Genomic DNA, 23,677 nt, shown 5'->3' on the forward strand with positions numbered 1-23,677 from the left:
TAATAAGACTTTTTCATCTTTCTTTACCATTACCATGGTATATAATTTATGTTCAATTTTTTCATTCAATTATTATCACAACTTTCAATTAAATTAGGTACGATTTCGCGGCTCTTTCCTATAACGGATCTTGATTCACGAACTACCGCAGGAAGTTGTCAGACAGAGATTCATCCAGAATTTCCTCTGCTGACCAAGGCGGAGCCGCTGCGTGAATCTTATGTTATCTGATGTGCGACTCTTCTTCGATATACTTTCAAAATTCTTTCACTTAACTACTCTCTTTCCTAGTTCATGACCCAACAATACAATTGGTATTATCAAAAATCCAACTGGTATACTTAATAAAATCGACCCTAATGTTACTAATTCTTCCCTTATTAGTCTCGCAAACAAATATAACGTATAAGGGAGAACAAGGATCACAGCACTAACTACTCCTGGTGTATACATCCTTAAATATAATGACTGACCTACATGTGTTAGTACATGCAATAGAAATAATGAATTAATTGAAATGAACATAAAGAATTTTCCGTGCTCTACCGCAATAAACGTAATAGGAATAAATATTATAAATTCAAGTAAAACAGCAACCGCAAATTGACCACTTGTGATATTAAGCATCTTGTCTAGTTGTTTCTTTATTCTAGTAGGAACCTTATTAACCACTTGTTTTCTGTTTTTCTTAATCCACGATTCAACCCATATTATCTCTTCTAAATCATGAAGTACAAAGATTACTATGAATAACCATATAAGTGATTGTATAGATATATCTTGTGCAAAATACATCGACTAGCCACCTCTCGGTTAAGATCTTGAATAATTTCTTGTCGCATTTCACCTAACGTTCTTGTATTCGCGACGTCCATTCCCCTTAGATAGCTCTTATCTTAGGGGAATGGATGTATCTGCCTGAATCTCATCTTCGAAAATACTCCTGGCAGATCAAGGCCGCATGACCCGTAGCGCGAATATTGTGTTAACTGAAGGTCAGCACTTCCTCGAATTACTTACAGTCTCTTTTTTCTTAATTACTATAGACCGTAATATGCTTCAATCAATCTTTAGATTCAATGATCTTATAATTGATTCAAACATTATGTTCCAATCTCGTGCTGAATTATCAATTATAGTCGATTCTATTGGAAGAGATTTAATAATATCTAGTTCTAGTGACTTTCGATTTGTATAGTAGTCAATTGACTCTGCTGTCGACCAGTTAGGCTTTGAACGTATTTGTGCTGTATGTTCTAATGCCTCTCTGATGCTAACTTGAAATAAATAGAATAAAACTGGATTTAATGGATGAAGAATTTCAGCGAGCTCAGCCATGTATGCAATGATTTCAGAATCTTTTATATGCGGATATAATCTATTGATGTCATGAATCTGGTGTTGAAACAGCACACTTTCAAAGATAACAATGTCATTATTTTTTACCGTTGAATCTGCAAAACGCTTGAACCGTCTAACAAAGACCTCTTTAAATTTATCGAATGACACTACTGGTTTACTTGAATAACAGAATTCCTTGGTATACAGGAAGTCAACCAACTCTGCATTAATTGGTTTTGGTTCAGGTATCTTATATGGAATTAGTACATATTCATCTTCAATGATTGAGTTTCTTTTAAGCCATCCTTCTTGATGATGATAAGTATTGAGCACATTTTCAAACTCATTTCTTAACAAGTAGGAATGAAATGGAAGATCAATGGGGTGTATAGATCCCTCAACAAAAACAGTTGCATCAATTCCGATAGATAGTATGTATTCTTGTAATAATTTTGATGTTGTCGTTTTCCCCGAACCAGGGATTCCTTCAAATAGAATTAACCTGGTATTTAACATACTCTCACCATCCCCTCACACACATCGCTCTTGTTTTTTGTTTTGCACTTGCTGACTTTCAGTTAACGTTCAGGTATTCACGAACTTGCGCAGCAAGTTGTCAGACAGCTATATCTTCCTCGAATATCCTCTACTGACCAAGGCGCAGACGCTGCGTGAATACGGTGTTATCAGATGTCAAATGACCCCTTTGTATTACCATCAAGAACGATTTCAATGATTCGTTTTGTTATTGTATAAATTGGAGTTGAATCAAAATTACTTAGTAAGATAATTGTTATATCGTCTGGAATGATTCGGCTGTATTCAGCACTAAAACCATTTATCCCGCCGGAATGGTGAACTCTTAGCTTATTTTTTAATAGATTTGAATAATCATTATCTGTGATAAACCAACCATATCCATAGCCCTTCACATATGGGGTAAATAATAATCTCGTGAATTCTTCAGAGAACAAATACTTATTCTCAGATATAGCTCGATCCCATAAAAAGAGATCCTCTACTGTAGAATATAAGTTCCCTGCTCCATGTGCGGTAGACATATCAATAAATTCTGTGTTATTTACTTCTTCCCATAAACTATAGCCAGAAGCTCTGTCTTTAATTATATTTCTAAAATTATCACATCCAGTTGAATCCATTGAAAGTGGTTCTAAGAGATAGATTCTTAAATAATCCTCGTAACTCATCCCGGAAATCTTCTCAAGTATGTACGCCAATAATATATAACCAGCATTACTATATGAATATTGTTCACCTGGGCTAGACAATATTGGCAGGTCTTTTATTCTTTCAACTAACTTCTCGGTTGTAATGTGCAACCTCATTGAATAGAAATAATTTAGATTTGAAATTCCTGAGGTATGGGTTAAAAGGTGATGAACTGTGATTGACTGCCCATTGGGATAATTGGAAAAATACTTATTGATCCCATCATGAATATTTAGATTATTCATTACAAAAAGATGTAGTATTGCCACAGCGGTAAACTGTTTCGTCATTGATCCAATTCTAAATTTTGTTTTCGAATAATTGGGAACATTGTGTTCTAAATTAGAGTATCCATACCCTTTGGTCAGAATTTCTTTCCCCTTTTGTGCCACAAGCACAGCCCCACTAAAATATCCAGAGAAATATGTTTCCCAAGTTAAGTGTGATTTCATATATTGATCAATTTCTTGAGCTGTTGAAACGATCTTTATCAACTCTTTTCATTTGATTTCTGATAACGTTCTTGTATTCATGAACTTGCGCATGCAAGGTTGTCAGACAGCGATCACATCCTGAATTCCCTCTGCTGACCAAGGCGGAGCCGCCGCGTGAATACTGTGTTATATGCTGTTGAGGCCATCCTTGATATATCTTTAAATTTCTTTAAATCTTTATCAAGTTTTATGTTATTTAATTTTGATCTTTCTATAATCAGTTTACATCTCTATTCCAATTTTCTTTAATTAATTTTGATTCAATCTTTATACGATTCTTTGACTTTGAATATAATAAAATCACTAATCCTGTAATTAGAGATATACAACTTAAGATCACAGGACCTGGACCAACATATTCGAGCATCGATTTAAACAAGTCTTTGCTCCAAGAACTGATTCCTGATCCATAGATAGCTGCAGATAAATACCATATTCCATATAAAAACGCTGAAATACAAATAAAAATTATACCTATTGTGTATAATAACTTCTCGTCAATAGATTTAAGTACTGAATTAAACTAAAACAAAAATGAATAATCATAAAAGATATTTTGAGCATTCGATTTTAAAAGGGTTTCATATTATTAAATGCCCAATTGCATATAACGTTCTTGTATTCACGAACTTGCGCAGCAAGTTGTCACTGAATCTGCTACTTCTGCCAAAAGCACCAAAGTGACCAAGGCGAAGCCGTCGCGTGAATACTGTGTTATGCGCTGTTACTGCCCTCTTCGAATCACCTTCATAATCTATCCAAATTATATACAAGTATCGAATATTTCGTTTTTCTATATTATCTTTACTTCCTTGAAATAATTTACACTACTTAACTATTCCCGATCTCCGACTTTTGCACCTCGTACTCCATGTGCACCATTCCGCTAGGATAGGCGCATTGCCCAATATATACTAAGCTCCGACGTACCCCATGAGGAGCAAGTAATGGAACTCCACCTCCCAAAAGTATTGGAATTAGAGCTGGTTCAAACGTATCTACTAGGTTCCAATCAAGAAGTTGACAGAAAAGATTTCCTCCCCCAAAGAGCCAGATATCTCGACCAGGTTGTGTAAGAAGCTCACGTATTCGTATTTCAAGCCCCTCGCTTACAACTTCAACGTCAGGGTGATCTTCTTGCCGAAGTAATTGAGAGGCTACGATAACTTGTTTTCCTGGAAAGCTTTCGCCTATATCATGCATGATTTCGTATGTCCGACGTCCCATAAGGATTGTGTCGAACTGGGCATGAAGCGCATCAAAATCAAATGAAGATTCTGATGGAATCCAATCAAACTCCCCTTTCGGTCCTGCAATATAACCATCCAGACTACTTGCAACCTGATATCTTAAACGTCTCATTCCATAAACTCCCCCTTAGGTCTGAAAATCATTAAAGTTCATATGCTCTAGATATACTTCATTCATCATTGAGAATATCACTCGAAAATAAAGCAGTAATTGCGGATAACGTTCTTGTATTCACGAACTTGCGCAGCAAGTTGTCACATGAATCTACTACTCTTCCAAAATCCTCCAGTGACCAAGGCGGAGCCGCCGCGTGAATACTGTGTTATAGGATGTAACCGTCATCCTGATTAATCTCAATATTTTTTCTTAGCTAAAAATAGAGCAACCCTATGTTCTTTATGAATATATCCTCCTGCTTTATCGATAGAATTCTTTATCTTTTCAAGTAAAGATAGCCTAACAGTTTCAGGTAACTGCCTGTGTCTGGAATTTGTATTCAATAAAGCTACAAAATCGTGACTTGAATAAGTAAGAATACTACTATATTCCTTGACCTTAATATTCGTAAAAACTCCAGTTTGTTCAGTTATTATTCGTCTTTCATTAACTGTCTCTTCAGGTGAGCAATACTTTGAATCATCTAAATGTGGAGCAAGTTCTTGATAATGTAATCGAATTTCATTATTAATATAATCGAACATTGCCACATGCACAGTCCAGAAAAATCCAATACTCCCTAAGTTATCAAGTAGTTCCGATACCCTTCGATATCCAAACTTTGGCTCGATAAAATGAAATGCGGTTCCCGATATTGCTAAATTAAATGGAGAGCCTTCGCCGTCCCAGTTTTCAAAAGATAAATTAATGACTCTAATTGAGTTGTAGTCTTTATATTTTTCGGAGGTAATCTGAGCAAGATTATCTCCTAATTCAATACATGTAATGTTTGTAAATTCATTATTAACAAGACCACTAGTCGCTTGACCCGTTCCACATCCAATTTCTAGAATTTTGTGCTCTTTTTGAAGATTTGAATAATTAAAAATATCTTCAAACATTTCATTTGGATAGGTTGGTCTAAACCTCTCATATTCATTTGCAATGACATTGAAAGTTTCTTTATTCTCCACCGAATCGCCTCCAATAATAATTACTTTTATGGTTATTTCCTATAACGTTCTTGTATTCACGAACTTCCGTAGGAAGTTGTCACATGAATTTGCTACTTCTGCCAAAATCATCAAAGTGACCAAGCCGTAGCCGAAGCGTGAATACTGTGTTATCTGAAGTAACATGACTTCTATGATTAACTAACAAAGTCTTGAATTTTTCTGTTGTTTTCAACGCGCTCTTTAAAATTACCTAGGGTGTATTCATCAATAGTTTTATTCCAAAATATTTGAGCCGGTTTATTGCTCTCTAGTTGATAGACTTCCCATTGTCCTTTGTGTAAATTGAAAATTTGATTAGCTACTGCTTTTCCAATTCCTTCTTTTCTAAATTTCTTCATTATAAAAAATTCAGCAATTGAAAAATAATTACGCTCTTTTGATTCGATAAATCTTACTAATACAAAGCCCACATAATTCCCATCCTGTTTAATGACATATGGAAAACGATGATTTACTTCTCTCCAATAGTCTTCTAAGTATTGGTAGGTTCCATACAATCCATCTTCTTCTACATCACATCTTATAAATTCAGAAAAGTCATAAATATAGAATTGAAATAAATTTTGTATAATATTTTTATAATCTTCTGAAGCTCTTATTAATTCATAATTCATATTATTACCCACCTTTATGCATTATTTATATGTTATTTCAGATAACGTTCGTGTATTCACGAACTTCCGTAGGAAGTTGTCACATGAATCTACTACTCTGTCAAAAGCATCAACAGTGACCAAGGCGCAGCCGCCGCGTGAATACTGTGTTATATGATGTGTCTGCCTTCCTTGATATACTTACAAATTAGGCTTTAACAGCCTTCCATATGTATTTTTGTTCTCTTATACCAATTCTATTATCTATCATGTTTTCATTCACTTTTTGCATTAATTGATTCTTATTTTCCGGCAGAGTATAATTCGGATTTCCTGGGATACAAGTTAGAAATTTAGCGAATTCTTCTTCATTCGGATAATAAGTTACTGCACTATTGTATTCATGAATTTCTATATCAACAAATCCATTAAGATCTAATTTTTGAATGACTTTATCAACACTTACATGTATTCCATATATTATTCCACCCGAACGAAGCACTTTACTGTGTTCAATAATGGATGTAGGGCCTCTTCGGTTATATATCAAATCAAATTGATTGTCCTGAAAAGGAAGTTCTGTCTTGGTTGTCGTATGAATGAAGTTTACATTAGAAACTTTAGATTCTGATAGCAATTCATTTGCAATTGTAATGAGTTCAATCGAATTATCAAAACCAATTATTGAATGAGCATACTTCGACATCTTTAATGTGAATTCACCGTGTCCACAACCAGCATCTAAAACTGAACTATAATCAGATAACATTGTGATTAAATTTTCTTCAAATACTTGCTCACTTGAAACTCCAATTGTTGTCGATATTGCATTATTCTTATATCCGCCATTTCGTTTAGCGATCATGTCATACCAATCCATCCCCATGATTAGCCTCCATTAAGTTTGTTTTAATAGATCTTGCAGCCATTTCCTCTAACGTTCTTGTATTAAAGAACTTGCGTAGCAAGTTGTCACTGAATCTGCTACTTCTGCATAAGACATCAAAGTGACCAAGGCGCAGCCGCTGCTTGAATACTGTGTTATCCGATTGACTTGCCTTCTTGATTCTTCTTTCAGTTTTCATTCGTTTATGTATTCTAGGACTTTTGGCAAATATTCTTCGAGTGGTTTCGATGAATCTACCACTATATACTTCTCTTCTTCTGGTTTTTTACTGTTTTTTATGGTTCTATAAAATCCTTCTTCTGATGACGGTGCTTCGATTTGACTCAGAAGTTTTTCTCGATTTTTTAATCGATTTCGAATTAATTCAATGTCTTCGATATAACATTCCACATACTTATACTTCTTTTTGTGTTTTTTCGCTAATTCAATTCCGGTTTCTAATAAATTACTGTATAAACAAGGACTATCCATGATCACACTGTGTCCATTCGATAAGTAATAATCCACCAACGACCAATCTATATCATAGGCCATTTGTCCTATTACTTTACCTTCCATCGTGTATTCTTGTGATAATAGCGATTTTATGATTGCTGTTTTGGAAATGTCATGATCAACAATGACAGCTCCAGTTGTTTGGTTAATCCGTCTTGCTAATGTCGACTTTCCTGAACCTGGGAATCCTGACATTTGTAAAAAAAACATACATACACCTCTAACTTCATAATAGTATTTCCGAGTCTTTCGGATAACGTTCTTGTATTCACGAACTTGCGTAGCAAGTTCGTCACTGAATATACTATTCTGCCAAAAGCATCAAAGTGACCAAGGCGTAGCCGCCGCGTAAATACTGTGTTATCCGATGCATCTGACTTCATCGATTCATCTTTCTTACCAAGTGTTTAATGCTTCTTTTCTAAAAATTTCTATGCTTTAGCTTTATGATTCTTAACTGAATGTTGCCACGCTTACTTAAAATATCTTCAATATCTTATTGCCCATAATTATATATTGATTAATCGGTCTTATTCTTTAACTGTGGTTTTAATTGTGTTTTGATATGTTTTTTCTTTTCTATAACTATTTTAGGAGTTGGATCGCCAACTGGTGCATCTATTGATGATCGTGAGTAAAGTAATTCATGATGGTTTAGGTTGAGGGTTCTTAGAGGTGTTGTTCTATTATCTATTATCTATTATCTATTATCTATTATATCAAATGATTTCTTTTGCTTCAGTTATTCATGTTTATTCTATTTTGACCATTCCAGATGTTTCGGATAACGGGCTTGTATTCACGAACTTCCGCAGGAAGTTATCACTGAATCTACTACTCTGTCAAAAGCATCAAGTGACCAATGCGGAGCCGCCGCGTGAATACTGTGTTATACGCTGTTGTAATCCGACTTCCTCGAATGAAGATAGGACATCGACCTTCAACAATCCTTTTTATGTTCATAAATCTAATGTTTTATCCCGCCATTTATGATGGTTTCGTTCTTATGAACTTAAACAAATGTCTTATTCTTTAGGTTCTGTTAATGTTGATTGTTGATTATCCTCCAAACTAATCCACCATCGAAATGAATCTCTTTTTCAACGTTCAATTTAACACTTCTGTTTGAGCTTGGGTACCCTGCTTCTTTATTTACAATGTATAGAGTATTCTCATTTTTCCATTCCATAGAAAAGTTACTGTTCGCCTCACTATGATAAACAGTCTTTGTTTTATTATCATCATGATAAGTTATTTCTACCCATAAATTAACTCCGCCAGCGGCACCTCCATAAGTCTTATAGTAAGCATTAGCAGTGTATTTGTCTGTTGGGGAGTTCACAGGTCCTTTATAAAATTCACCTTCAAGGTTCTCGAATGTAAAAAAGTATGTATTGTATATCACTTGTGTAGAAATCATACCAATTCCTATCAGAGATGCAATTAACAGTTTTTTGGGAAATGGCTTCTTTTTGATAAAGAAAACAAATAGTACGAAACAAAAAATAGTAAATATCACAACAGTAATGAGAACAAGAATGAAGAAACCTAATAAGTATAAATAATTAATAATAACTCCTCCGTCGATGTAGTTTTCATATTCCTTACATTTTAAGTTACTGAAACAAGCTAGATAAGGTTGCGAATATTTGGAAGATACTGAGTTAATGATCAACAATGAAATTTAACATAGCCATTCTTTAATGAAGGTTTAACCAAGTGTTGCAACACTTGCAACATCATTGTCTTTATCAGGGTGTTTGTTGTAAAGTGCTTTTCCAATTTTTTTTGATCATGATGTGAGGTAGCAAACTAACCCTTTTCATTCAGAGTCTAACTATGGTGAGGAAAATCTTTTGTGTAATGAATTTTATTGTTAATCGGTTTTCTTCGAACAACAAGGACGTTGTGAATGCACACGCTATCAAAAACCTTCGGATTACAATGGCTTGTAACGTTCTTGTATTCACGAACTTGCGCAGCAAGTTGTCACATTAATCGACTACGCTGTCAAAAACATCACCAGTGACCAAGGCGGAGCCGCCGCTTGAATACTGTGTTATACGCTGTTGTAATCCGAACTCCTCGAATGAAGACAGGACGTCGGCCTTCAACTAATGTGTTTATTGTCTTTAATGCTAATCTTGTAAAATGTCTTTTAAAGAGTTTAATCATGTGTTTTAATTTTCTTTAAACGATGTGTCTTATTCTTGGTTCAAGTGGTTCAAGTGGTTCAAGTGGTTCAAGTGGTTCAAGTGGTTCAAGAATCATTGTCTCTATTCAGGTTTTTGTTGTGAAATGCTTTTCAAATGTTTTTGATTATATGCGTGAGGTTGCAAAGTGACCCTTTGCATTCAGAGTCTAACTAAGGTGAGGAAATTTAAGTAATTAGTATGATTGTAATTGCTTCTGCTTCAAACAACAAGGACGTTGTGAACGTAAACGCTGAACAGAACTGTTCGGATTACAATGGCGTATAACGTTCAGGTATTCACGAACTTGCGTAGCAAGTTGTCATTGAAATTACTCCCTGTCAAAAGCCTCAAAGTGACCAAGGCGGAGCCGCCGCTTGAATACTGTGTTATAAGATGTCCCCGCCTTCTCTGTAAAACTAAAATATTAATATTATTCAAAATCAGATTTATATGGATTTGCATAGAGATCAAAATGAATTTCTGCTCCTAACTGATTTGCCATTTTTATAAATTCATGGCTTATCCCAACTGCAGGAGTTACACCATTATTCATTTTTATCACAATCATAAATAAACAATTTAAGTTATATTCCTTACAAAAGTTAGTGATTATCTCTTCTTTATTTTTTAATTTTATTAAAATTTTATTTATTTGTTCTTCCAATTCATATGTTTCTTCATAATCTGTTCCTAATTCCCAAGACGTTTCTTTCCTGATTTTTTTTCCTACATAACGGTAATGAGGACTTGGTTTTACTATGATTTCATCACCCTTTTTATGTGATTCCGTAGGTTCTAATTCCAAAACATCGGAAAGGTCCTTTATCGGAAAACTCTCACCATAAATACTTAAATAAACTTTAGCATTTGTATTTTCCAAACAATTCACCTCGTGATATTATTAGCGGGGATTTCTTATAACGTTCTTGTATTCACGAACTTCCGCAGGAAGTTGTCATTGAATCTACTACTTCTGCCAAAAGCCTCAAAGTGACCAAGGCGTAGCCGCCGCGTGAATACTGTGTTGGTATTCTCAGTTCATACCCGACTGGCTCGGGGATGAACTTTTTCTTTATAATGGAGGAAACACTGGGCTGAAAAACGCATGCTTTGTTGGGACATAGATCCCGTCACATAAAGTGTTTTACGCCCTCGACTTTTGTTCATACCCCGTCAACTGGTTGGGCCTTTGAGCCCATATCACCGTGCCAACCTGTGGAGATCAAAAGTGCTGGCCCCAGTGAAATTAAGGAGGTTACATGAATACACCTGTGCTAAGTATCGATGTTGCTAAAGGTAAGAGTGTTGCTGCTGCTTTTCTTTCTTACCATGACTGTATGTACAAACCTTTTCCATTCTCTCATACCCATGACGATCTCATTCAGCTCCTATCCATCTTGCAACAGATGAAGGAGGCCACAGGCCATGAGCCCAACGTTGTGTTAGAAGCTACCGGCAATTATTCCAAACCTCTTGTATCTTTCTTTTCTTCACATGGCTATTCTGTTATTGTTCTGAATCCATTACTTACTCATCAGCTGAAACAAAAGGCGGTACGGAAGGTCAAGACCGACCCGATCGATGCCATACGTATTGCTCATGTCTTCTATCTGCAATCTCCTGTGCTTCAAGTTGAGCTAAGCGATTCTGTTCAACAGCTTCGTGTCATTTGTCGACAATACCAGCATTGGACAGGCCTCTACGGCGAGACTCAGCTAAATTTTCGTGCCGTTCTTGATCTTATATCTTTCCAGGGTATGACAAGGCGTTTTACAAAGTCTGTAACCGTACTTCTCTGAACTATTATCTCGCTATCCAACTCCCAAAGAGCTCTTAGAGGCAGATCATGAGGAGATCATTGAGTGATTCCTCTCCAATCGCAGAGGTCGGGCTTGGAATGAATCTAAACTGCAACAACTACTTGCTATTGCTAACCAGAGTATTCCTGACCTCCATGCCATTCAGGCCCAGAAGATTGTTCTCATGCACTATATTCAACTGCTTAAAACCTATCAGGACTGTATGAAGGATCTCTTGGAAACCATGCAATCGATGGCTGAATCTATCGAAACCTATCACCTACTCCGCACAATTCCAGGAGTGGGTTCGTTAACAGCTGCCATGCTCATCGCTGAAATTGGAGGTGTAAAAAGGTTCCCAACCGTTAAGCAACTTACAGCTTTTGCAGGGCTAGACTCAGCTGTTCACGAATCAGGAACCTTCAAATCCAAGAAAAATCGAATATCTAAACGGGGCTCTTCTTACCTTAGAACTGCTCTTTATCAGGCTACCGTTTCCGCCATTTCCAAGCAAATTCATGGCCCTAGAAATTCGATTCTCTTCCAATTCTATCAGCAAAAACGGACAGAAGGCAAACCGGCAAAAGTCGCAATTGTTGCTACTTCACATAAGCTTTTACGCATTATTTTTGGAATGTGGAAGTCCGAACAAGCTTTTAAATGTGGTCAATCCCAAAATTGGAAATTAACTTCCAATAAAACCTGCTCTACTAGGTAGGTTTGTTTAAGTATGTCTTTCTAGTACCTAATAAAATAATTTTCATGATAGTGTTGACTTTGATTAGCTGGTTTATGTGATGTCACAGTCCTCTTCGATTAATCTCACAATAGCTCTATTCATTCCACAGTCTTTTTACTTCTTTTAATTCTAACTTTTCAAAACACAATTTATAAATATCTGGTTTTTTTAATTGATTAAAAAAATCCAAACCATAACTTGAATCAAAATAATTCATCATCAAAGTCATTACAAGTCCATGTGTTCCAATAGCTATTTTTTTCCCAGAGTGTTCTTTTAATATGTTTTTTATCACTGATATCGATCTATTCTGGCAATCAAAATTAGACTCCCCACCCGGTAAAGAATAATCAAGATCATTAAATCCCTCTCTAATAACTGACATTAACTCAGCATTTTCAATAATTTCTCCAGCAAAATGCCTTTCCCTGAGATCTTCAAATGTTTTGATATCTAGTCCTAAGTATTGTGCCAATCCCTCAATACTCAGGATTGCTCGGTTATACGGACTAGATATAATAACATCTATTTCTTCTTCTTTAAGAATTTCAGTAACTTTTTACTGTGATTTCACATAACGTTTGGCATTCCTGACGTTCAAGTAGCTTAAGTGACCAAAGGGAACAGGTCGTCAGACTTAGCTAGTTGAATGTATCGCCTGAATTAACTTCTCTGATATCCCTCTTGGCGATCAAGGGCGAATGCCCGCAGTAGGAATGCTGTGTTATCGGATGTCGGCACCTCCATTGAGTTACCTCAAAAATCTATTCCCAATAGGGTGTACCTGTATATAGAAATGGCTCATTGTTTAAATAGCTACTAAATTCTCTACTTACTAGACTACTTATGTGACCTTCCAACCATTCATTAGAATCAGGCATCCCTAACCAAAAACCTAAGGTATCTAATTGACCAGCAATAAAAAATGTTTCAAGTAACGATTCATAGTTTGACGGCAATGGAAATATGTTTGAATAACAATTTAATAGACTTTCTCTAAATAAAGGATGAATATATGAAAATGTCCACCCAAGATCGAATAAATAAAATCCGAAACCACAAGCACCGAAATCAATAGGACTAACTATATCATTGTGAAATATATAGTTAGAAGGAATTAAATCAGCATGGATTACTCCCCAATTATTAGTAGTTTTTTCAAGATTTATTATAATCTTCTTAGCTTTTTGTCCTGCTAAAATAAGTGTTTCTCCACTCTTAATTATAGTCCCATTCTCAATGGCTATTTGAATTCGTTCCAATGATTTATCAAGTTTATGTTCATCAAAAGTCGGTCGTGAAAATCCATATGGAACGATCCATTTACTAGATTCAAGATGGAGCTTTCCAATCATCGTCCCAACTTTACCTGCATCTTCAGCAGTCGGAACATATGACTTTTGTTCCCCATTAACCCAAGATAATAAAGTACAATACATAACCTTGTCACAATGATTGACTTCGGTAATAAAATTGTTATTTTGGTTATATATTGGTTTTGGAACTACTATATCACTTGCTTTAGAAAGAGCATCTAACCATGTCACTTCAGAATGAATAGACTACTTTGTACTCCAAATATCTTCAAATCCCTGGGATAGTGATTCATGAATTCTAAGAGAGAATTTTTCGGCACTATCCGTTTCATTAACACGATATATGACATTGCCGCTTTGACCAATATACTCGATCTCATAATCATTGAAGTTATATTCTTTCAAAGCTTTCTTAGAGATTTCATCATAATTAGCATTTGATATTTGAATTGATCTCCTCTTTTTATGTGTTTGGCCGATTTCTTATAACGTTCAGGTATTCACGAACTTGCGTAGCAAGTTGTCACATGAATCTACTACTCTGTCAAAACCATCAAAGTGACCAAGGCGTAGCCGCCACGTGAATACTGTGTTATGAGTTGTTCGGGCCTTCTTCGAATTATTCCCACCATTTCTTATTTATTCGGTAGATAATATTCATAGCTCTTATATGAATTGTTTACTTGTAGTTCTTTGCCCTTATATAATCCGTTTCTAGTATAAAAAGTCCTTAAAGCGATCTCTTTACTTAATTCTATGATCTCATTCGATTTTTCAATATCTTGAATTGTCCAGTATCTCAGATCACTAATCTCAATTTCGTCTTTCTTTAATTCCCCTGATTCAAATTCCATTTCAAAGACAACATACATTGTTGTTTGAATGAGTCCATCTACTTCTCTAGTTCCCGACCGCATACCAACCATACGGTTTGTTGTTGTAACTATTCCTGTTTCTTCTAAAAATTCTCGACACGCTGCCTCTTCAATCGATTCGCCATGCTCAAGGAAACCTCCAGGTAACATCCACTTCCCTAAGTTTTCTCCATATTCAATCTTTGCTAATAATATATTTTGGTCTTTAATCAATACGCCGCCTGCTTGTAAAGATATTGGATTCATTTCCATCGTTCCTTTCATGATTTATTGCCTAATAACACACCTTAAATAAGGAAATATATAGAAATAGTTAAAACGAATAGGATTATAGGCTGGTGTGACTAATAGTGTAGTACATTAATGTTTTCAGTTTTGTCTGTATAAGCCTTGCCCGAATTTCTCATAACGTTCTTGTATTCACGAACTTCCGCAGGAAGTTGTCACTGAACCTGCTACTTCTGCCAAAAGCATCAAAGTGACCAAGGCGGAGCCGCTGCGTAAATACTGTGTTATATGAAGTATGCCACTTCCAGAGTTACTATCAAAAGTCTCTTTCAAATAAGTAAACCTTACCATTTAGTGGTTTTAAAATTTTTCTACCTATATAGCCTCTTCTCTTCAGTTCGTTTCTTAAAACTGTCATAAATGCTCCGTGAGTAACAACTAGTGTGGTCTTATTATTATTTAATTCGATTTCATCAATTACTTTTTTTGCCCTTAATAAACAGTCTTTTTTACTTTCCTGTGTGAAATGATTTAACAACCAACCTACTCTACCAAAGATTAACCAAAATGAACGATGTAATTTGAATTTAGTTTTAACAACTGCTTTAATGTTTATTTCTCGTAATAAGTTTGTTGTAGTTATCTTATCATTAAAAATTAGTTCAGCTGTTTTTAATGCCCTAGATTGATCACTTGAATAACAATGCTCCCAATCTATTTCCCCTATAAATTCTGCACTTTCAATATCACATTGATCATAGTATTCGACCCAACTATTGAATTCTGATGATGTCATCCAAAGGTTTTTCGTAATATCCACTACCCTGAAATGTCTGACTAATCCTATTTTCATGCATTTTTCTCCTGATTTTATATTCTCTCGTCATATTTCAGATAACGTTTAGGTATTCACGAACTTGCGTAGCAAGTTGTCAGACAGCAATTGCATCTTGAATTCCTTCTGCTGACCAAGGCGTAGCCCCCGCGTGAATACTGTGTTATCAGATGTCACATGCCCTTTAATATTTGTTTAAGCGACTTACCAGCCCTTAACCACTTTGCCATGTTCAAATCGATCAAATAGGAACGTTAATATTCTATCCGCAGCATAGCTTGGTTTTGCTAGCTTTACTGTATGAGCCCATTCATCCGTTTTTATTGATTCCCCATACATTTGAGTATTTACTGCCCCAGGCCTAACTCCCATAATCTTTACATCCTTTTGTTCAACCCCAACTGCTTTAGTAAATGTTTCGAGACCAGCCTTAGAAGTCGAATAACAACTTAACATTGCTTTTAAATTAAATGATAGACCCGAGGAAACATTCATAATACGCTTATCTAGATCAAGATGTCTTGTATATTTAATAAAGCTTGATGTTAAAATCATAGGTGCAATTAAATTGATATTCATATGTTGATTAATTTCATCAGTCTCACACTGTTCTAATAATTCTACAGGCTGGACAACTCCTGCATTATTTATTAGATATATTGACTCTATGCTAGCTTCATCCAATGTTCGTGTAATCGTTTCCAACAAATCATCAATTTTATGAATGCTATTTAGATCAAATTCATAATAATCTAATGAGGAATTATTGGCTTCAGCTAATGTAATTAATTCAGTATTGATATTTCTTGAAATACAAATTAAGTGGTGATTCGGCAACAATAATTTTTGAACTATAGCTTCACCAATTCCTCGGGATGATCCTGTGATAATAAAGTATTTCATAATGCTGCCTCCGATTGATTTATTCATAATAGTATTTGTGTGATTTCTGATAACGTTCGTGTATTCACGAACTTGCGCAGCAAGTTGTCACTGAATCTGCTACTCTGTCAAAAGCATCACCGGTGACCAAGGCGTAGCCGCTGCGTGAATACTGTGTTATAAGATGTCAGCGCCTTCTTAGAAATACATACTCTATTCCACTATCGCTCTCGCTTGTTTAAGCACATCTTTCACAATTCTGATTTTATCTTTCCTATTATAAAACCAACCGTAAACACCAATAACATAGAAAGATATGAAATAATAGTTATGGTCGTACCATGAATTAAATCCGTAAACAGTAATGACAATTTAGTACCTGACCAAATAAATGGTAGCATGTAATATTGACTAATAAGTGCTAAAAACATATTTCTGCTTTCATCATCTAAAATCACAAATTGCCATAAATATAATAAAAATGAAAGTAACCATATACTATTACCTATAAAGAAACTCTTCACTTTGTTGGCACTTAATCTAAAAAACGTCATTCCTATCCCGAACCAAAAGACTGCAAAGACAAATTGGCTCAAAAGCGGGGGTATTATTAGCGTAAAGGTGTTGGATACTAATCCAAATATAAACGGAACTATTATCCACATAATCATTTTTTTGTTTCCTTTCACTTTGTCATCTCCCTATCTCTTATTTCACTAACCTGCCCATCAGTATAAATCTACAAAGGATGCATGGATTTTGATTTTTCTGTTTTTGCGCTGATTTCTTATAACGTTCAGGTATTCACGAACATTGCGCATGCAAGGTTGTCACTGAATCTGCTACTCTGTCAATAGCATCAAAGTGACCAAGGGCGCTTGCCCGCAACGTGAATACTGTGTTATCGGATGTCAATGTCTTCTAAGAATCGACTATCGATTCCTTTTAACGCACTGAATTCCATTATTAATATCCGGCCCATAATCCATATTCATACTTTGCGAAATCCAACTTGTGATTTATTTTTGATTGAAAGAAATCCTTTTGATCTTCCGTTATTTCGAAATATCCAAAAACCGGATGTTCTTCTGATAAACCAAATATTTGTCGATATTCCTCTAATGATACATCATCGATTTCCTCTTCTCCAATAACAATTGACACCTCTGCACCTATTTCATTCCATTCAATCAATCTTGTTGTATCGGTTTCCTCAAAGTAATATGGTGAGATGTATTCTTCAACAAATAATCCTTTTCTTGTAGCATAATTAATTGCATTTAAAGAATTATGACTACTACCTATGTACATATAATAATCCCAACCAAAATGCACAAAAAAATGATCCTTTGAAAACAGCTGACAACCTACATAATTTCTTAATATCATCTTACAAATTATGCGAATTTCGATTATGCTATAAATCATGTCTTCCATAATATTGATCTTACTAAATTCTTGTTCATATAACACAGAAGCTTTATCTTCTTGTGAAATTAACCAATTAGTAACTTGAATAGCACGTAGAGTATATTGCCTTCTTTCCTTTAAAAACTCTATTATTGTCTCAACATATGCATCTTCAACAAGGAGATACTTTTCATATGTAAATAAATCACCGTTTATTAATTTTCCGATTTCGGATGGGCAAGTCCATTCATCTAGTAAATAATGTCCAAACTCATTTCTAGAAGCTGGATTATATTTTGTAATCCTCCATTGATATTTCATTTCAACTCTCCTCTAGTAGAACCAGACTCTACTGATCGTTAGTTCAAGAGTGTTTTTCATTGATTTCCGATAACGTTCTTGTGTTCCTGACGTCGATTCCCCTTAGATAGCTCTTATCTTAGGGGAATCGATGTGTCTGCCTGGATTTTCTTCCTTGAGATCCCTCGAGCAGACCGAGCGGCGACTGCCGCGAAGCTGGAACACGTTGTTATATGCTGTCCCTGCCTTCTCTGAATCCGCTACAAATCTCGCTCTTCGATCTTCAAATTATTTGTTGTAAATTCATTATTCCTATATTCACTGATGTTTCAATATATCCTTTAATCTGAATAAAGCTAAAGACATTGAGTGGTTCATCTACTACATGTTCTTCATATTCCATATCTCCTAGAACATGAGGAACAAATTCTTCAACATTACTGGACTTTACCTCTTGCAGATCAATGACTTTAGAAGAATTATAGATTGCTTTCCTCATTTCATCGGTACAACCATAGTGCTCTAACAGTTTGCCATTTAGTAATCTGAAATCATTGTGATACATTGAATGTACTCCAGCATCTGCCTCCATACAGTTCCTTAACCAGGGCATATAAAATCCCTTCAACCAAAGATCATCAGCAATCAAATGTGCAAAATATCCAAGCACATATAAGTTATCAGAATACGATTTATACTTATTTAGAAATCCATGATAGTCAATGTATCTTGTATAATCTTGATGTTCTCCTTTAAAGAAATGCGATTCATCCTTTGTATGAACAGCGTCCGGAGCGATGCTACCTAGTAAAAACGAAGTTCGATCTTCGATATTTAATCTTTCAGTAATTCTATTGCCGATTATCAAATGCATGATTCTGGATCCCATAATTAAATCACCTCAATTGTATTGTATGCTTTAGTAATGAAACCTTGTTCTATACGCTCTTGCAGGGATTGCATATAACCCGTTCTTGTATTCACGAACTTGCGTAGCAAGTTGTCACTGAATTTACTACTCTGCCAATTGCTTCAAAGTGACCAAGGCGTAGCCGCTGCGTGAATACTGTGTTATATGCTGTATCTGCCTCCATCGAGCAACCTAAAAAGTTAGTTTAATATATCTTTCTTTAAATAATAATGGATGTGACTTCCGGCATTCTCAATTGTTCCATAGATCTGAAAACCTTCTTTCAAATAAAAGTCTAATGCTTGAAAACTTAATGTATCTAGCTTTATAAAATCACATTTCTTTTCTTTAGCAATTTTCTCTGCTTCCCTTAAGAGTGCTTTTCCATATCCTAATTTTCGATGTTCTGAATCAACAAATAAATATTGAATCTCCAACCAATTCCAACAAAACTCTCCAACTACACCTCCGAATATCTCTCCATCCTGATTCAGTAAATGCAACTTTAATTCCTGATATCGGCCTTTTAAATCGTCAGGAAAATGATTTAGATTGAACTCAATCATCTTGTTTCTTACGTAATCTTTGCTCTTTTCACTTATATTATTGGAAATCATTAATGACAAGTTGATTCACTCCAATTTCACTTCGATTAATCGTATGAATATGAAATCTACACACGACTTTGAGTAACTTCGCACTTAACATGATCTTGCAGATATTGCATATAATGTTTAGGTATTCACGAACATTGCGCATGCAAGGTTGTCACTGAATCTGCTACTCTGTCAATAGCATCAAAGTGACCAAGGGCGCTTGCCCGCAACGTGAATACTGTGTTATCGGATTTCTACGTCCTCATGTACAACTCATATAATCTTTATTCACTTATCAACCAAGTTTTTGCTTCTTCTGGGTCAATGTAATATTTTATTGCCTTTAACTTATTATTTGGGACATTCTTTATTAGTCTATTGAGTTGCCATTTTGATTTAAATGATAGCCCAACAACAGATAATTTATTAATATGATCTTCTATTGCACTTAAACTATTTAAAAATTCGATCAAAATCTCTTTAGTAATTCTTGTCTCATAAAAATCTACCCAAATGCGTAATTGCTTTTTGTTTTTTTTGATGAATTCAACTTCTTCTTTCATTATAGAAATTAATTTTGGATGATCCTTGGAGTAACTTCCGAATTTTAAGCAATGCACTTCGCCACCTTTATAGTAATACGGGAAGATGGATCCACCAGGAGATTTAACTGTAGACATTCATAACACCTCTTTTTTAGAATAGGTCTATTGTTACTTTACGTAGATTTCCTATAACGTTCTTGTATTCACGAACTTCCGTAGGAAGTTGTCCCTGAATCTGCTACTTCTGCCAATAACATCAAAGTGACTAAGGCGTAGCCGCCGCTTGAATACGGTGTTATAGGATGTCAGCGACTTCTTTGAATTACTCTCACATTTTTTTATTCTTTTTCAACTTTTTGATCTTTTAATACGACTTTTATTAGTTCTTCTAGTGATCCTTTACATTTGTATATTCCATCTAGATGATAAAACGTACTTGTCTTTTCAAGATCATTCATTTCATTATTTTCAGAATGCAAATATGTTTTGATACCGTTCCCAAGTGCAATTCCTAATTCAATATGACTACCTTTACCAGCTGGCAATAAAACCACAATAAAACTCGAGTTCTTTACAGCATCCATCTCCTTCTTTCCAATATCTCTTAATTGTTCTATGCATGTTATTTGATCATTCTGAGTCCAATCATATGAAAGAATAAAACCTTCTTGCTTCAACCGCTTACTGACAAATTTCACATTCTCTTTATTCTTTAGACTTGATGCAATATAAAAGTGTTTCATTATTTTCTCCTTGTTTGAAGGTTTTAAAATAAGGTGTTAAATTCGGATTTCGCTGATTTCCTATATCGTTCTTGTATTCACGAACTTGCGCAGCAAGTTGTCACTGAATCTACTACTCAGTCAAAAGCATCAGAGTGACCAAGGCGTAGCCGCTGCGTGAATACTTTGTTAGCTGAAGTACACCTGAATTACCCACGATCAATTCTTCTCATATAAATTAATCCTCCATCTATTATCCCATTTCAATAATCTGATATATCTATATCCATTGTCCTTATAGTATTGATTTAATCTCATGTTCTCTGCCATGCAATCCAGTCTTATTCTATTCTTTCCATTATTCCTTATAAAGTTTTCAGCCCAAGTAATTAATTGTTTACCTATTTCAAGCCCCTTGTAATTTCTACTGACTGCAAATCTATGTATATACCCCGATTCATTATTATCAAGCTCTTCCCAGAGTACTGGATCTGACCAACAAATATACAGTGTCCCTACATATTCATCATTCAATCTTGCTATAAAGACCTCAAAGCCTATATCAAATAAATCATACACTTGTTCAATTTTAAAATGATCCGGATTCCATTGATTGATGCCTATTGATTTAAGCCACATTGCCGATCCTTTCCAGAGATCTAAAATATACTGGCTTTGATCTCTTGAAGCTCGTTGCACATCAATTATGCTACTTTCTTTTATATCCTTCATTGACTCCCCCCTAAAACATTAAGCTTCGTATTTCAGCTAACGTTCAGGTATTCACGAACTTGCGCAGCAAGTTGTCACATGAATCTGCTACTCTGCCAAAAGCATCCTAGTGACCAAGGCGCAGCAGCCGCGTGAATACGGTGTTAGCTGAAGTCCTCTGCTTCTTGACTGTCTACAAATTTCTTTGCCTCTATTATTATTTGCCCCCTTAATTCTGTTTCATTAGGTTTATAGTATTCATCATCATAAATAATTCGATCAATATCATCATCTAAGTTTAGCCATACTGACAAATCATGTGGATAATCTAATTCAACAGTAATTCTAAATATGTCCTTAACTATATCAAATTCGTTTCGTTTATTATTAATTATTTCTTTACATAAAGAGTAAATATTTGCTCTCGCACATTCTTCAAACACTGGAAATCCTATGCCAAGTTCAGTTAATGCTTTATTTACATATTCGTCAAAAAGAAAAATACTCTCATTATCATCCATAGATAAGATTTTATATAAAGATTTTGATTCATTATCAGCATCTACTAATATATAAGACCACTTCAAATAATCTCTTGTAGTTATCGTATTATTAATAATTTTATAAAATAGTAGATTTGTTTCTAGATCGATTGGCTTCATTTTTTTATACTCCTTAAGCATTTTGAGGATTTCAGCTAACGTTCAGGTATTCACGAACTTGCACAGCAAGTTTTCACTGAATCAGCTACTTCTGCCAAAAAGCATCAAAGTGACCAAGGCGTAGCCGCTGCGTGAATACGGTGTTATCCGATGGAACCGACTTCTTTGAGCAACTTTCAAAATAGGTCTTTCATTTCAAATTTCATTTAGCTTTGTCAAACTCTGCACCATTGCCTTTATAAAGATATGTGTATTCACCATAATCACTATTTCCAGAAAAGTGCTTGTCAATCAAATAAAGCACCTGTTTTTTATATAATAGTGCTTCCTCCATTAATGAAGCACTAATAGCCCCTGTTCCCAATGTGCGATCCTTACCTGGCTTTACAGAAGTATCCGACCAATCTATCCATTCAAGCATTGACGCTTGTTCAATAAACTCCTCATAACTTCGTTTATATTCTTTTATTGTATTCTTGTCTTCTTGAAATTGATAATGTTTCATTAATTCTATAAGAATGTTATCCCATTCCATTTTCCATGCTTCTTGATATACATTAGCTAAATAGTTCAGTTCTGGTGTAGAAGCTGCCGTTTCAAAATCCTTAATAAATGCCTTATCAATTGGATTATCGGATGACATTAATTCGAAATCTCTCTCAAATTCTGAACTTGTACTTAAGTTGACCATTCCGGTATTTTCATTGTCACTAATGCAACCAGAAGTTAAAAAGATAAAAATCATTATACATATTAAGCTAATAATTCTCCCTTTGCCCATTAAAGTTATTTACCTTCTTTCCAAAAGCTCTCTTGTTTTACAGTTGTATTTTATTTGATGATCTTATCCTTTTTTCGGTTCTTTCGGATAACGGTCAGGTATTCACGAACTTCCGCAGGAAGTTGTCACTGAATTAACTACTCTGTCAAAAGCATCACAGTGACCAAGGCGTAGCCGCCGCGTGAATACTATGTTATCTGATGGAACCGACTTCTTCGTATATACTATCAAGTACTCAAAATCCTTCAGTTATTAATTTCCATTTGAATTGATCCTTAAATTCATTAAAGCAATTCTTACAAATCCAATGATATTTATCCATAGTACAATAACCTTCAACTTGTGTATCAATCTCTTCTGACTTTGTCTCCATAAATTTATCCCAACAAAAAGCACAATGATCATGATCTGTTTTAGATATATTTTTATAGTTACTAAAGACTAATTTTTCTTTATATAAGTATTTTTTTGATCAGTGATTCTCCAGTCAGATTCATCTACCAAGATTATTGCTCCTAACTTTCTTTATTCTTAAAAATTGTTTTTCAAAACGGTTCTTTCAGATAACGTTATTGTATTCACGACGTCCCACCACCTTAAGCCCGAAGGGCGGCCGCGACGCGGTTAGGTGGAGGGATGTGTCCAGCTGAATATGCTTCCCTGCTACTGCCAATTGCCTCTTCGATTC

General features: G+C 35.0%; 27 protein-coding genes. 2 read left to right on the forward strand and 25 right to left on the reverse strand.

What is annotated here, in order from left to right:
* Positions 1-267: 267 nt before the first annotated feature.
* The 11 genes from AC1TPB_RS23680 to AC1TPB_RS23730 all read right to left on the reverse strand — a co-directional run bounded on the left by AC1TPB_RS23680 (position 268) and on the right by AC1TPB_RS23730 (position 10,558).
* Positions 268-795, reverse strand: coding sequence for an HXXEE domain-containing protein (locus tag AC1TPB_RS23680; RefSeq protein ID WP_482078735.1), 528 nt, complete (start codon positions 793-795; stop codon positions 268-270).
* 264 nt (positions 796-1,059) lie between these two features.
* Positions 1,060-1,857, reverse strand: a complete 798-nt coding sequence (locus AC1TPB_RS23685; protein ID WP_482078736.1) for a P-loop NTPase family protein — start codon at positions 1,855-1,857, stop codon at positions 1,060-1,062.
* A gap of 170 nt (positions 1,858-2,027) precedes the next feature.
* On the reverse strand, positions 2,028-3,065 hold the full coding sequence (locus AC1TPB_RS23690) for a serine hydrolase domain-containing protein (RefSeq protein WP_482078737.1): 1,038 nt from the start codon (positions 3,063-3,065) through the stop codon (positions 2,028-2,030).
* Positions 3,066-3,896: 831 nt separating this feature from the next.
* Positions 3,897-4,427, reverse strand: coding sequence for a dihydrofolate reductase family protein (locus AC1TPB_RS23695; RefSeq protein ID WP_482078738.1), 531 nt, complete (start codon positions 4,425-4,427; stop codon positions 3,897-3,899).
* Between the two features lie 242 nt (positions 4,428-4,669).
* Positions 4,670-5,446 (reverse strand): class I SAM-dependent methyltransferase, encoded by a 777-nt coding sequence (locus AC1TPB_RS23700; RefSeq protein ID WP_482078739.1) that lies wholly within the window; start codon positions 5,444-5,446, stop codon positions 4,670-4,672.
* 176 nt (positions 5,447-5,622) lie between these two features.
* The gene (locus AC1TPB_RS23705) at positions 5,623-6,102 is read right to left on the reverse strand and encodes a GNAT family N-acetyltransferase (protein WP_482078740.1); all 480 of its coding nucleotides are present in this window, start codon (positions 6,100-6,102) and stop codon (positions 5,623-5,625) included.
* Positions 6,103-6,289: 187 nt separating this feature from the next.
* Positions 6,290-6,967 carry a class I SAM-dependent methyltransferase gene (locus tag AC1TPB_RS23710; RefSeq protein ID WP_482078741.1) on the reverse strand — a complete coding sequence of 226 codons (678 nt, stop codon included), beginning with the start codon at positions 6,965-6,967 and terminating at the stop codon, positions 6,290-6,292.
* Positions 6,948-7,166 carry a hypothetical protein gene (locus tag AC1TPB_RS23715; protein ID WP_482078742.1) on the reverse strand — a complete coding sequence of 73 codons (219 nt, stop codon included), beginning with the start codon at positions 7,164-7,166 and terminating at the stop codon, positions 6,948-6,950. The genes AC1TPB_RS23710 and AC1TPB_RS23715 overlap by 20 nt, the downstream gene beginning before the upstream one ends.
* Entirely contained in the window at positions 7,163-7,693 is a 531-nt protein-coding gene (locus AC1TPB_RS23720) for a P-loop nucleotide/nucleoside kinase family protein (RefSeq protein WP_482078743.1), read from the reverse strand. Before AC1TPB_RS23720 ends, AC1TPB_RS23715 begins: the two co-directional genes overlap by 4 nt.
* Positions 7,694-8,525: 832 nt before the next feature.
* Positions 8,526-9,002: a DUF5412 family protein gene (locus AC1TPB_RS23725; RefSeq protein ID WP_482078759.1), complete on the reverse strand. Its 477-nt coding sequence runs from the start codon at positions 9,000-9,002 to the stop codon at positions 8,526-8,528.
* Positions 9,003-10,108: 1,106 nt separating this feature from the next.
* Positions 10,109-10,558 carry a DUF4279 domain-containing protein gene (locus AC1TPB_RS23730; protein WP_482078744.1) on the reverse strand — a complete coding sequence of 150 codons (450 nt, stop codon included), beginning with the start codon at positions 10,556-10,558 and terminating at the stop codon, positions 10,109-10,111.
* Positions 10,559-10,937: 379 nt separating this feature from the next.
* Here AC1TPB_RS23730 and AC1TPB_RS23735 point away from each other — a divergent pair, with 379 nt between their 5' ends.
* Positions 10,938-11,477 (forward strand): IS110 family transposase, encoded by a 540-nt coding sequence (locus tag AC1TPB_RS23735; RefSeq protein ID WP_482078745.1) that lies wholly within the window; start codon positions 10,938-10,940, stop codon positions 11,475-11,477.
* A gap of 175 nt (positions 11,478-11,652) precedes the next feature.
* Complete coding sequence (locus AC1TPB_RS23740; protein WP_482078760.1) at positions 11,653-12,195, forward strand: IS110 family RNA-guided transposase; 543 nt, start codon at positions 11,653-11,655, stop codon at positions 12,193-12,195.
* A gap of 115 nt (positions 12,196-12,310) precedes the next feature.
* Here the strand turns inward: AC1TPB_RS23740 and AC1TPB_RS23745 are convergent, their stop codons facing one another.
* The 14 genes from AC1TPB_RS23745 to AC1TPB_RS23810 form a co-directional block, all read right to left on the reverse strand.
* The gene (locus AC1TPB_RS23745; protein WP_482078761.1) at positions 12,311-12,763 is read right to left on the reverse strand and encodes a histidine phosphatase family protein; all 453 of its coding nucleotides are present in this window, start codon (positions 12,761-12,763) and stop codon (positions 12,311-12,313) included.
* 217 nt (positions 12,764-12,980) lie between these two features.
* Positions 12,981-13,763, reverse strand: coding sequence for a phosphotransferase enzyme family protein (locus AC1TPB_RS23750; RefSeq protein ID WP_482078746.1), 783 nt, complete (start codon positions 13,761-13,763; stop codon positions 12,981-12,983).
* Positions 13,764-14,167: 404 nt separating this feature from the next.
* Positions 14,168-14,653, reverse strand: coding sequence for an NUDIX domain-containing protein (locus AC1TPB_RS23755; protein WP_482078747.1), 486 nt, complete (start codon positions 14,651-14,653; stop codon positions 14,168-14,170).
* Positions 14,654-14,951: 298 nt separating this feature from the next.
* Positions 14,952-15,488, reverse strand: coding sequence for a histidine phosphatase family protein (locus AC1TPB_RS23760; protein WP_482078748.1), 537 nt, complete (start codon positions 15,486-15,488; stop codon positions 14,952-14,954).
* A 186-nt stretch (positions 15,489-15,674) separates the two neighbouring features.
* Positions 15,675-16,373 (reverse strand): SDR family NAD(P)-dependent oxidoreductase, encoded by a 699-nt coding sequence (locus AC1TPB_RS23765; RefSeq protein WP_482078749.1) that lies wholly within the window; start codon positions 16,371-16,373, stop codon positions 15,675-15,677.
* 230 nt (positions 16,374-16,603) lie between these two features.
* On the reverse strand, positions 16,604-17,041 hold the full coding sequence (locus AC1TPB_RS23770; RefSeq protein ID WP_482078750.1) for a hypothetical protein: 438 nt from the start codon (positions 17,039-17,041) through the stop codon (positions 16,604-16,606).
* A gap of 277 nt (positions 17,042-17,318) precedes the next feature.
* The gene (locus AC1TPB_RS23775; RefSeq protein ID WP_482078751.1) at positions 17,319-18,083 is read right to left on the reverse strand and encodes a DUF7683 domain-containing protein; all 765 of its coding nucleotides are present in this window, start codon (positions 18,081-18,083) and stop codon (positions 17,319-17,321) included.
* Between the two features lie 262 nt (positions 18,084-18,345).
* The gene (locus AC1TPB_RS23780) at positions 18,346-18,951 is read right to left on the reverse strand and encodes a zinc dependent phospholipase C family protein (RefSeq protein ID WP_482078752.1); all 606 of its coding nucleotides are present in this window, start codon (positions 18,949-18,951) and stop codon (positions 18,346-18,348) included.
* Positions 18,952-19,172: 221 nt separating this feature from the next.
* Complete coding sequence (locus AC1TPB_RS23785) at positions 19,173-19,598, reverse strand: GNAT family N-acetyltransferase (protein ID WP_482078753.1); 426 nt, start codon at positions 19,596-19,598, stop codon at positions 19,173-19,175.
* A 254-nt stretch (positions 19,599-19,852) separates the two neighbouring features.
* A complete protein-coding gene (locus tag AC1TPB_RS23790; protein ID WP_482078754.1) occupies positions 19,853-20,248 on the reverse strand; it encodes a hypothetical protein in 396 nt (131 codons plus the stop codon).
* Between the two features lie 203 nt (positions 20,249-20,451).
* Positions 20,452-20,856, reverse strand: a complete 405-nt coding sequence (locus AC1TPB_RS23795) for a group-specific protein (protein ID WP_482078755.1) — start codon at positions 20,854-20,856, stop codon at positions 20,452-20,454.
* A gap of 198 nt (positions 20,857-21,054) precedes the next feature.
* Positions 21,055-21,567, reverse strand: coding sequence for a GNAT family N-acetyltransferase (locus AC1TPB_RS23800; protein WP_482078756.1), 513 nt, complete (start codon positions 21,565-21,567; stop codon positions 21,055-21,057).
* A 143-nt stretch (positions 21,568-21,710) separates the two neighbouring features.
* Positions 21,711-22,208: a hypothetical protein gene (locus AC1TPB_RS23805; RefSeq protein WP_482078757.1), complete on the reverse strand. Its 498-nt coding sequence runs from the start codon at positions 22,206-22,208 to the stop codon at positions 21,711-21,713.
* 202 nt (positions 22,209-22,410) lie between these two features.
* Complete coding sequence (locus AC1TPB_RS23810) at positions 22,411-22,989, reverse strand: hypothetical protein (RefSeq protein WP_482078758.1); 579 nt, start codon at positions 22,987-22,989, stop codon at positions 22,411-22,413.
* Positions 22,990-23,677 lie beyond the last annotated feature (688 nt).

Source organism: Paenibacillus sp. Y951, assembly GCF_056786395.1.

Excerpts from the sequence above, each read along its gene's own strand:
- AC1TPB_RS23705 (WP_482078740.1), bottom strand. The coding sequence starts at position 6,102 with ATGAATTATGAATTAATAAGAGCTTCAGAAGATTATAAAAATATTATA.
- AC1TPB_RS23735 (WP_482078745.1), top strand. The coding sequence starts at position 10,938 with ATGAATACACCTGTGCTAAGTATCGATGTTGCTAAAGGTAAGAGTGTT.
- AC1TPB_RS23715 (WP_482078742.1), bottom strand. The coding sequence starts at position 7,166 with ATGAAAACTGAAAGAAGAATCAAGAAGGCAAGTCAATCGGATAACACA.
- AC1TPB_RS23685 (WP_482078736.1), bottom strand. The coding sequence starts at position 1,857 with ATGTTAAATACCAGGTTAATTCTATTTGAAGGAATCCCTGGTTCGGGG.
- AC1TPB_RS23695 (WP_482078738.1), bottom strand. The coding sequence starts at position 4,427 with ATGAGACGTTTAAGATATCAGGTTGCAAGTAGTCTGGATGGTTATATT.
- AC1TPB_RS23765 (WP_482078749.1), bottom strand. The coding sequence starts at position 16,373 with ATGAAATACTTTATTATCACAGGATCATCCCGAGGAATTGGTGAAGCT.
- AC1TPB_RS23805 (WP_482078757.1), bottom strand. The coding sequence starts at position 22,208 with ATGAAGCCAATCGATCTAGAAACAAATCTACTATTTTATAAAATTATT.
- AC1TPB_RS23810 (WP_482078758.1), bottom strand. The coding sequence starts at position 22,989 with ATGGGCAAAGGGAGAATTATTAGCTTAATATGTATAATGATTTTTATC.
- AC1TPB_RS23780 (WP_482078752.1), bottom strand. The coding sequence starts at position 18,951 with ATGGGATCCAGAATCATGCATTTGATAATCGGCAATAGAATTACTGAA.
- AC1TPB_RS23760 (WP_482078748.1), bottom strand. The coding sequence starts at position 15,488 with ATGAAAATAGGATTAGTCAGACATTTCAGGGTAGTGGATATTACGAAA.
- AC1TPB_RS23795 (WP_482078755.1), bottom strand. The coding sequence starts at position 20,856 with ATGAAACACTTTTATATTGCATCAAGTCTAAAGAATAAAGAGAATGTG.
- AC1TPB_RS23710 (WP_482078741.1), bottom strand. The coding sequence starts at position 6,967 with ATGGGGATGGATTGGTATGACATGATCGCTAAACGAAATGGCGGATAT.
- AC1TPB_RS23800 (WP_482078756.1), bottom strand. The coding sequence starts at position 21,567 with ATGAAGGATATAAAAGAAAGTAGCATAATTGATGTGCAACGAGCTTCA.
- AC1TPB_RS23790 (WP_482078754.1), bottom strand. The coding sequence starts at position 20,248 with ATGTCTACAGTTAAATCTCCTGGTGGATCCATCTTCCCGTATTACTAT.
- AC1TPB_RS23680 (WP_482078735.1), bottom strand. The coding sequence starts at position 795 with ATGTATTTTGCACAAGATATATCTATACAATCACTTATATGGTTATTC.
- AC1TPB_RS23755 (WP_482078747.1), bottom strand. The coding sequence starts at position 14,653 with ATGAATCCAATATCTTTACAAGCAGGCGGCGTATTGATTAAAGACCAA.
- AC1TPB_RS23720 (WP_482078743.1), bottom strand. The coding sequence starts at position 7,693 with ATGTTTTTTTTACAAATGTCAGGATTCCCAGGTTCAGGAAAGTCGACA.
- AC1TPB_RS23775 (WP_482078751.1), bottom strand. The coding sequence starts at position 18,083 with ATGAAATATCAATGGAGGATTACAAAATATAATCCAGCTTCTAGAAAT.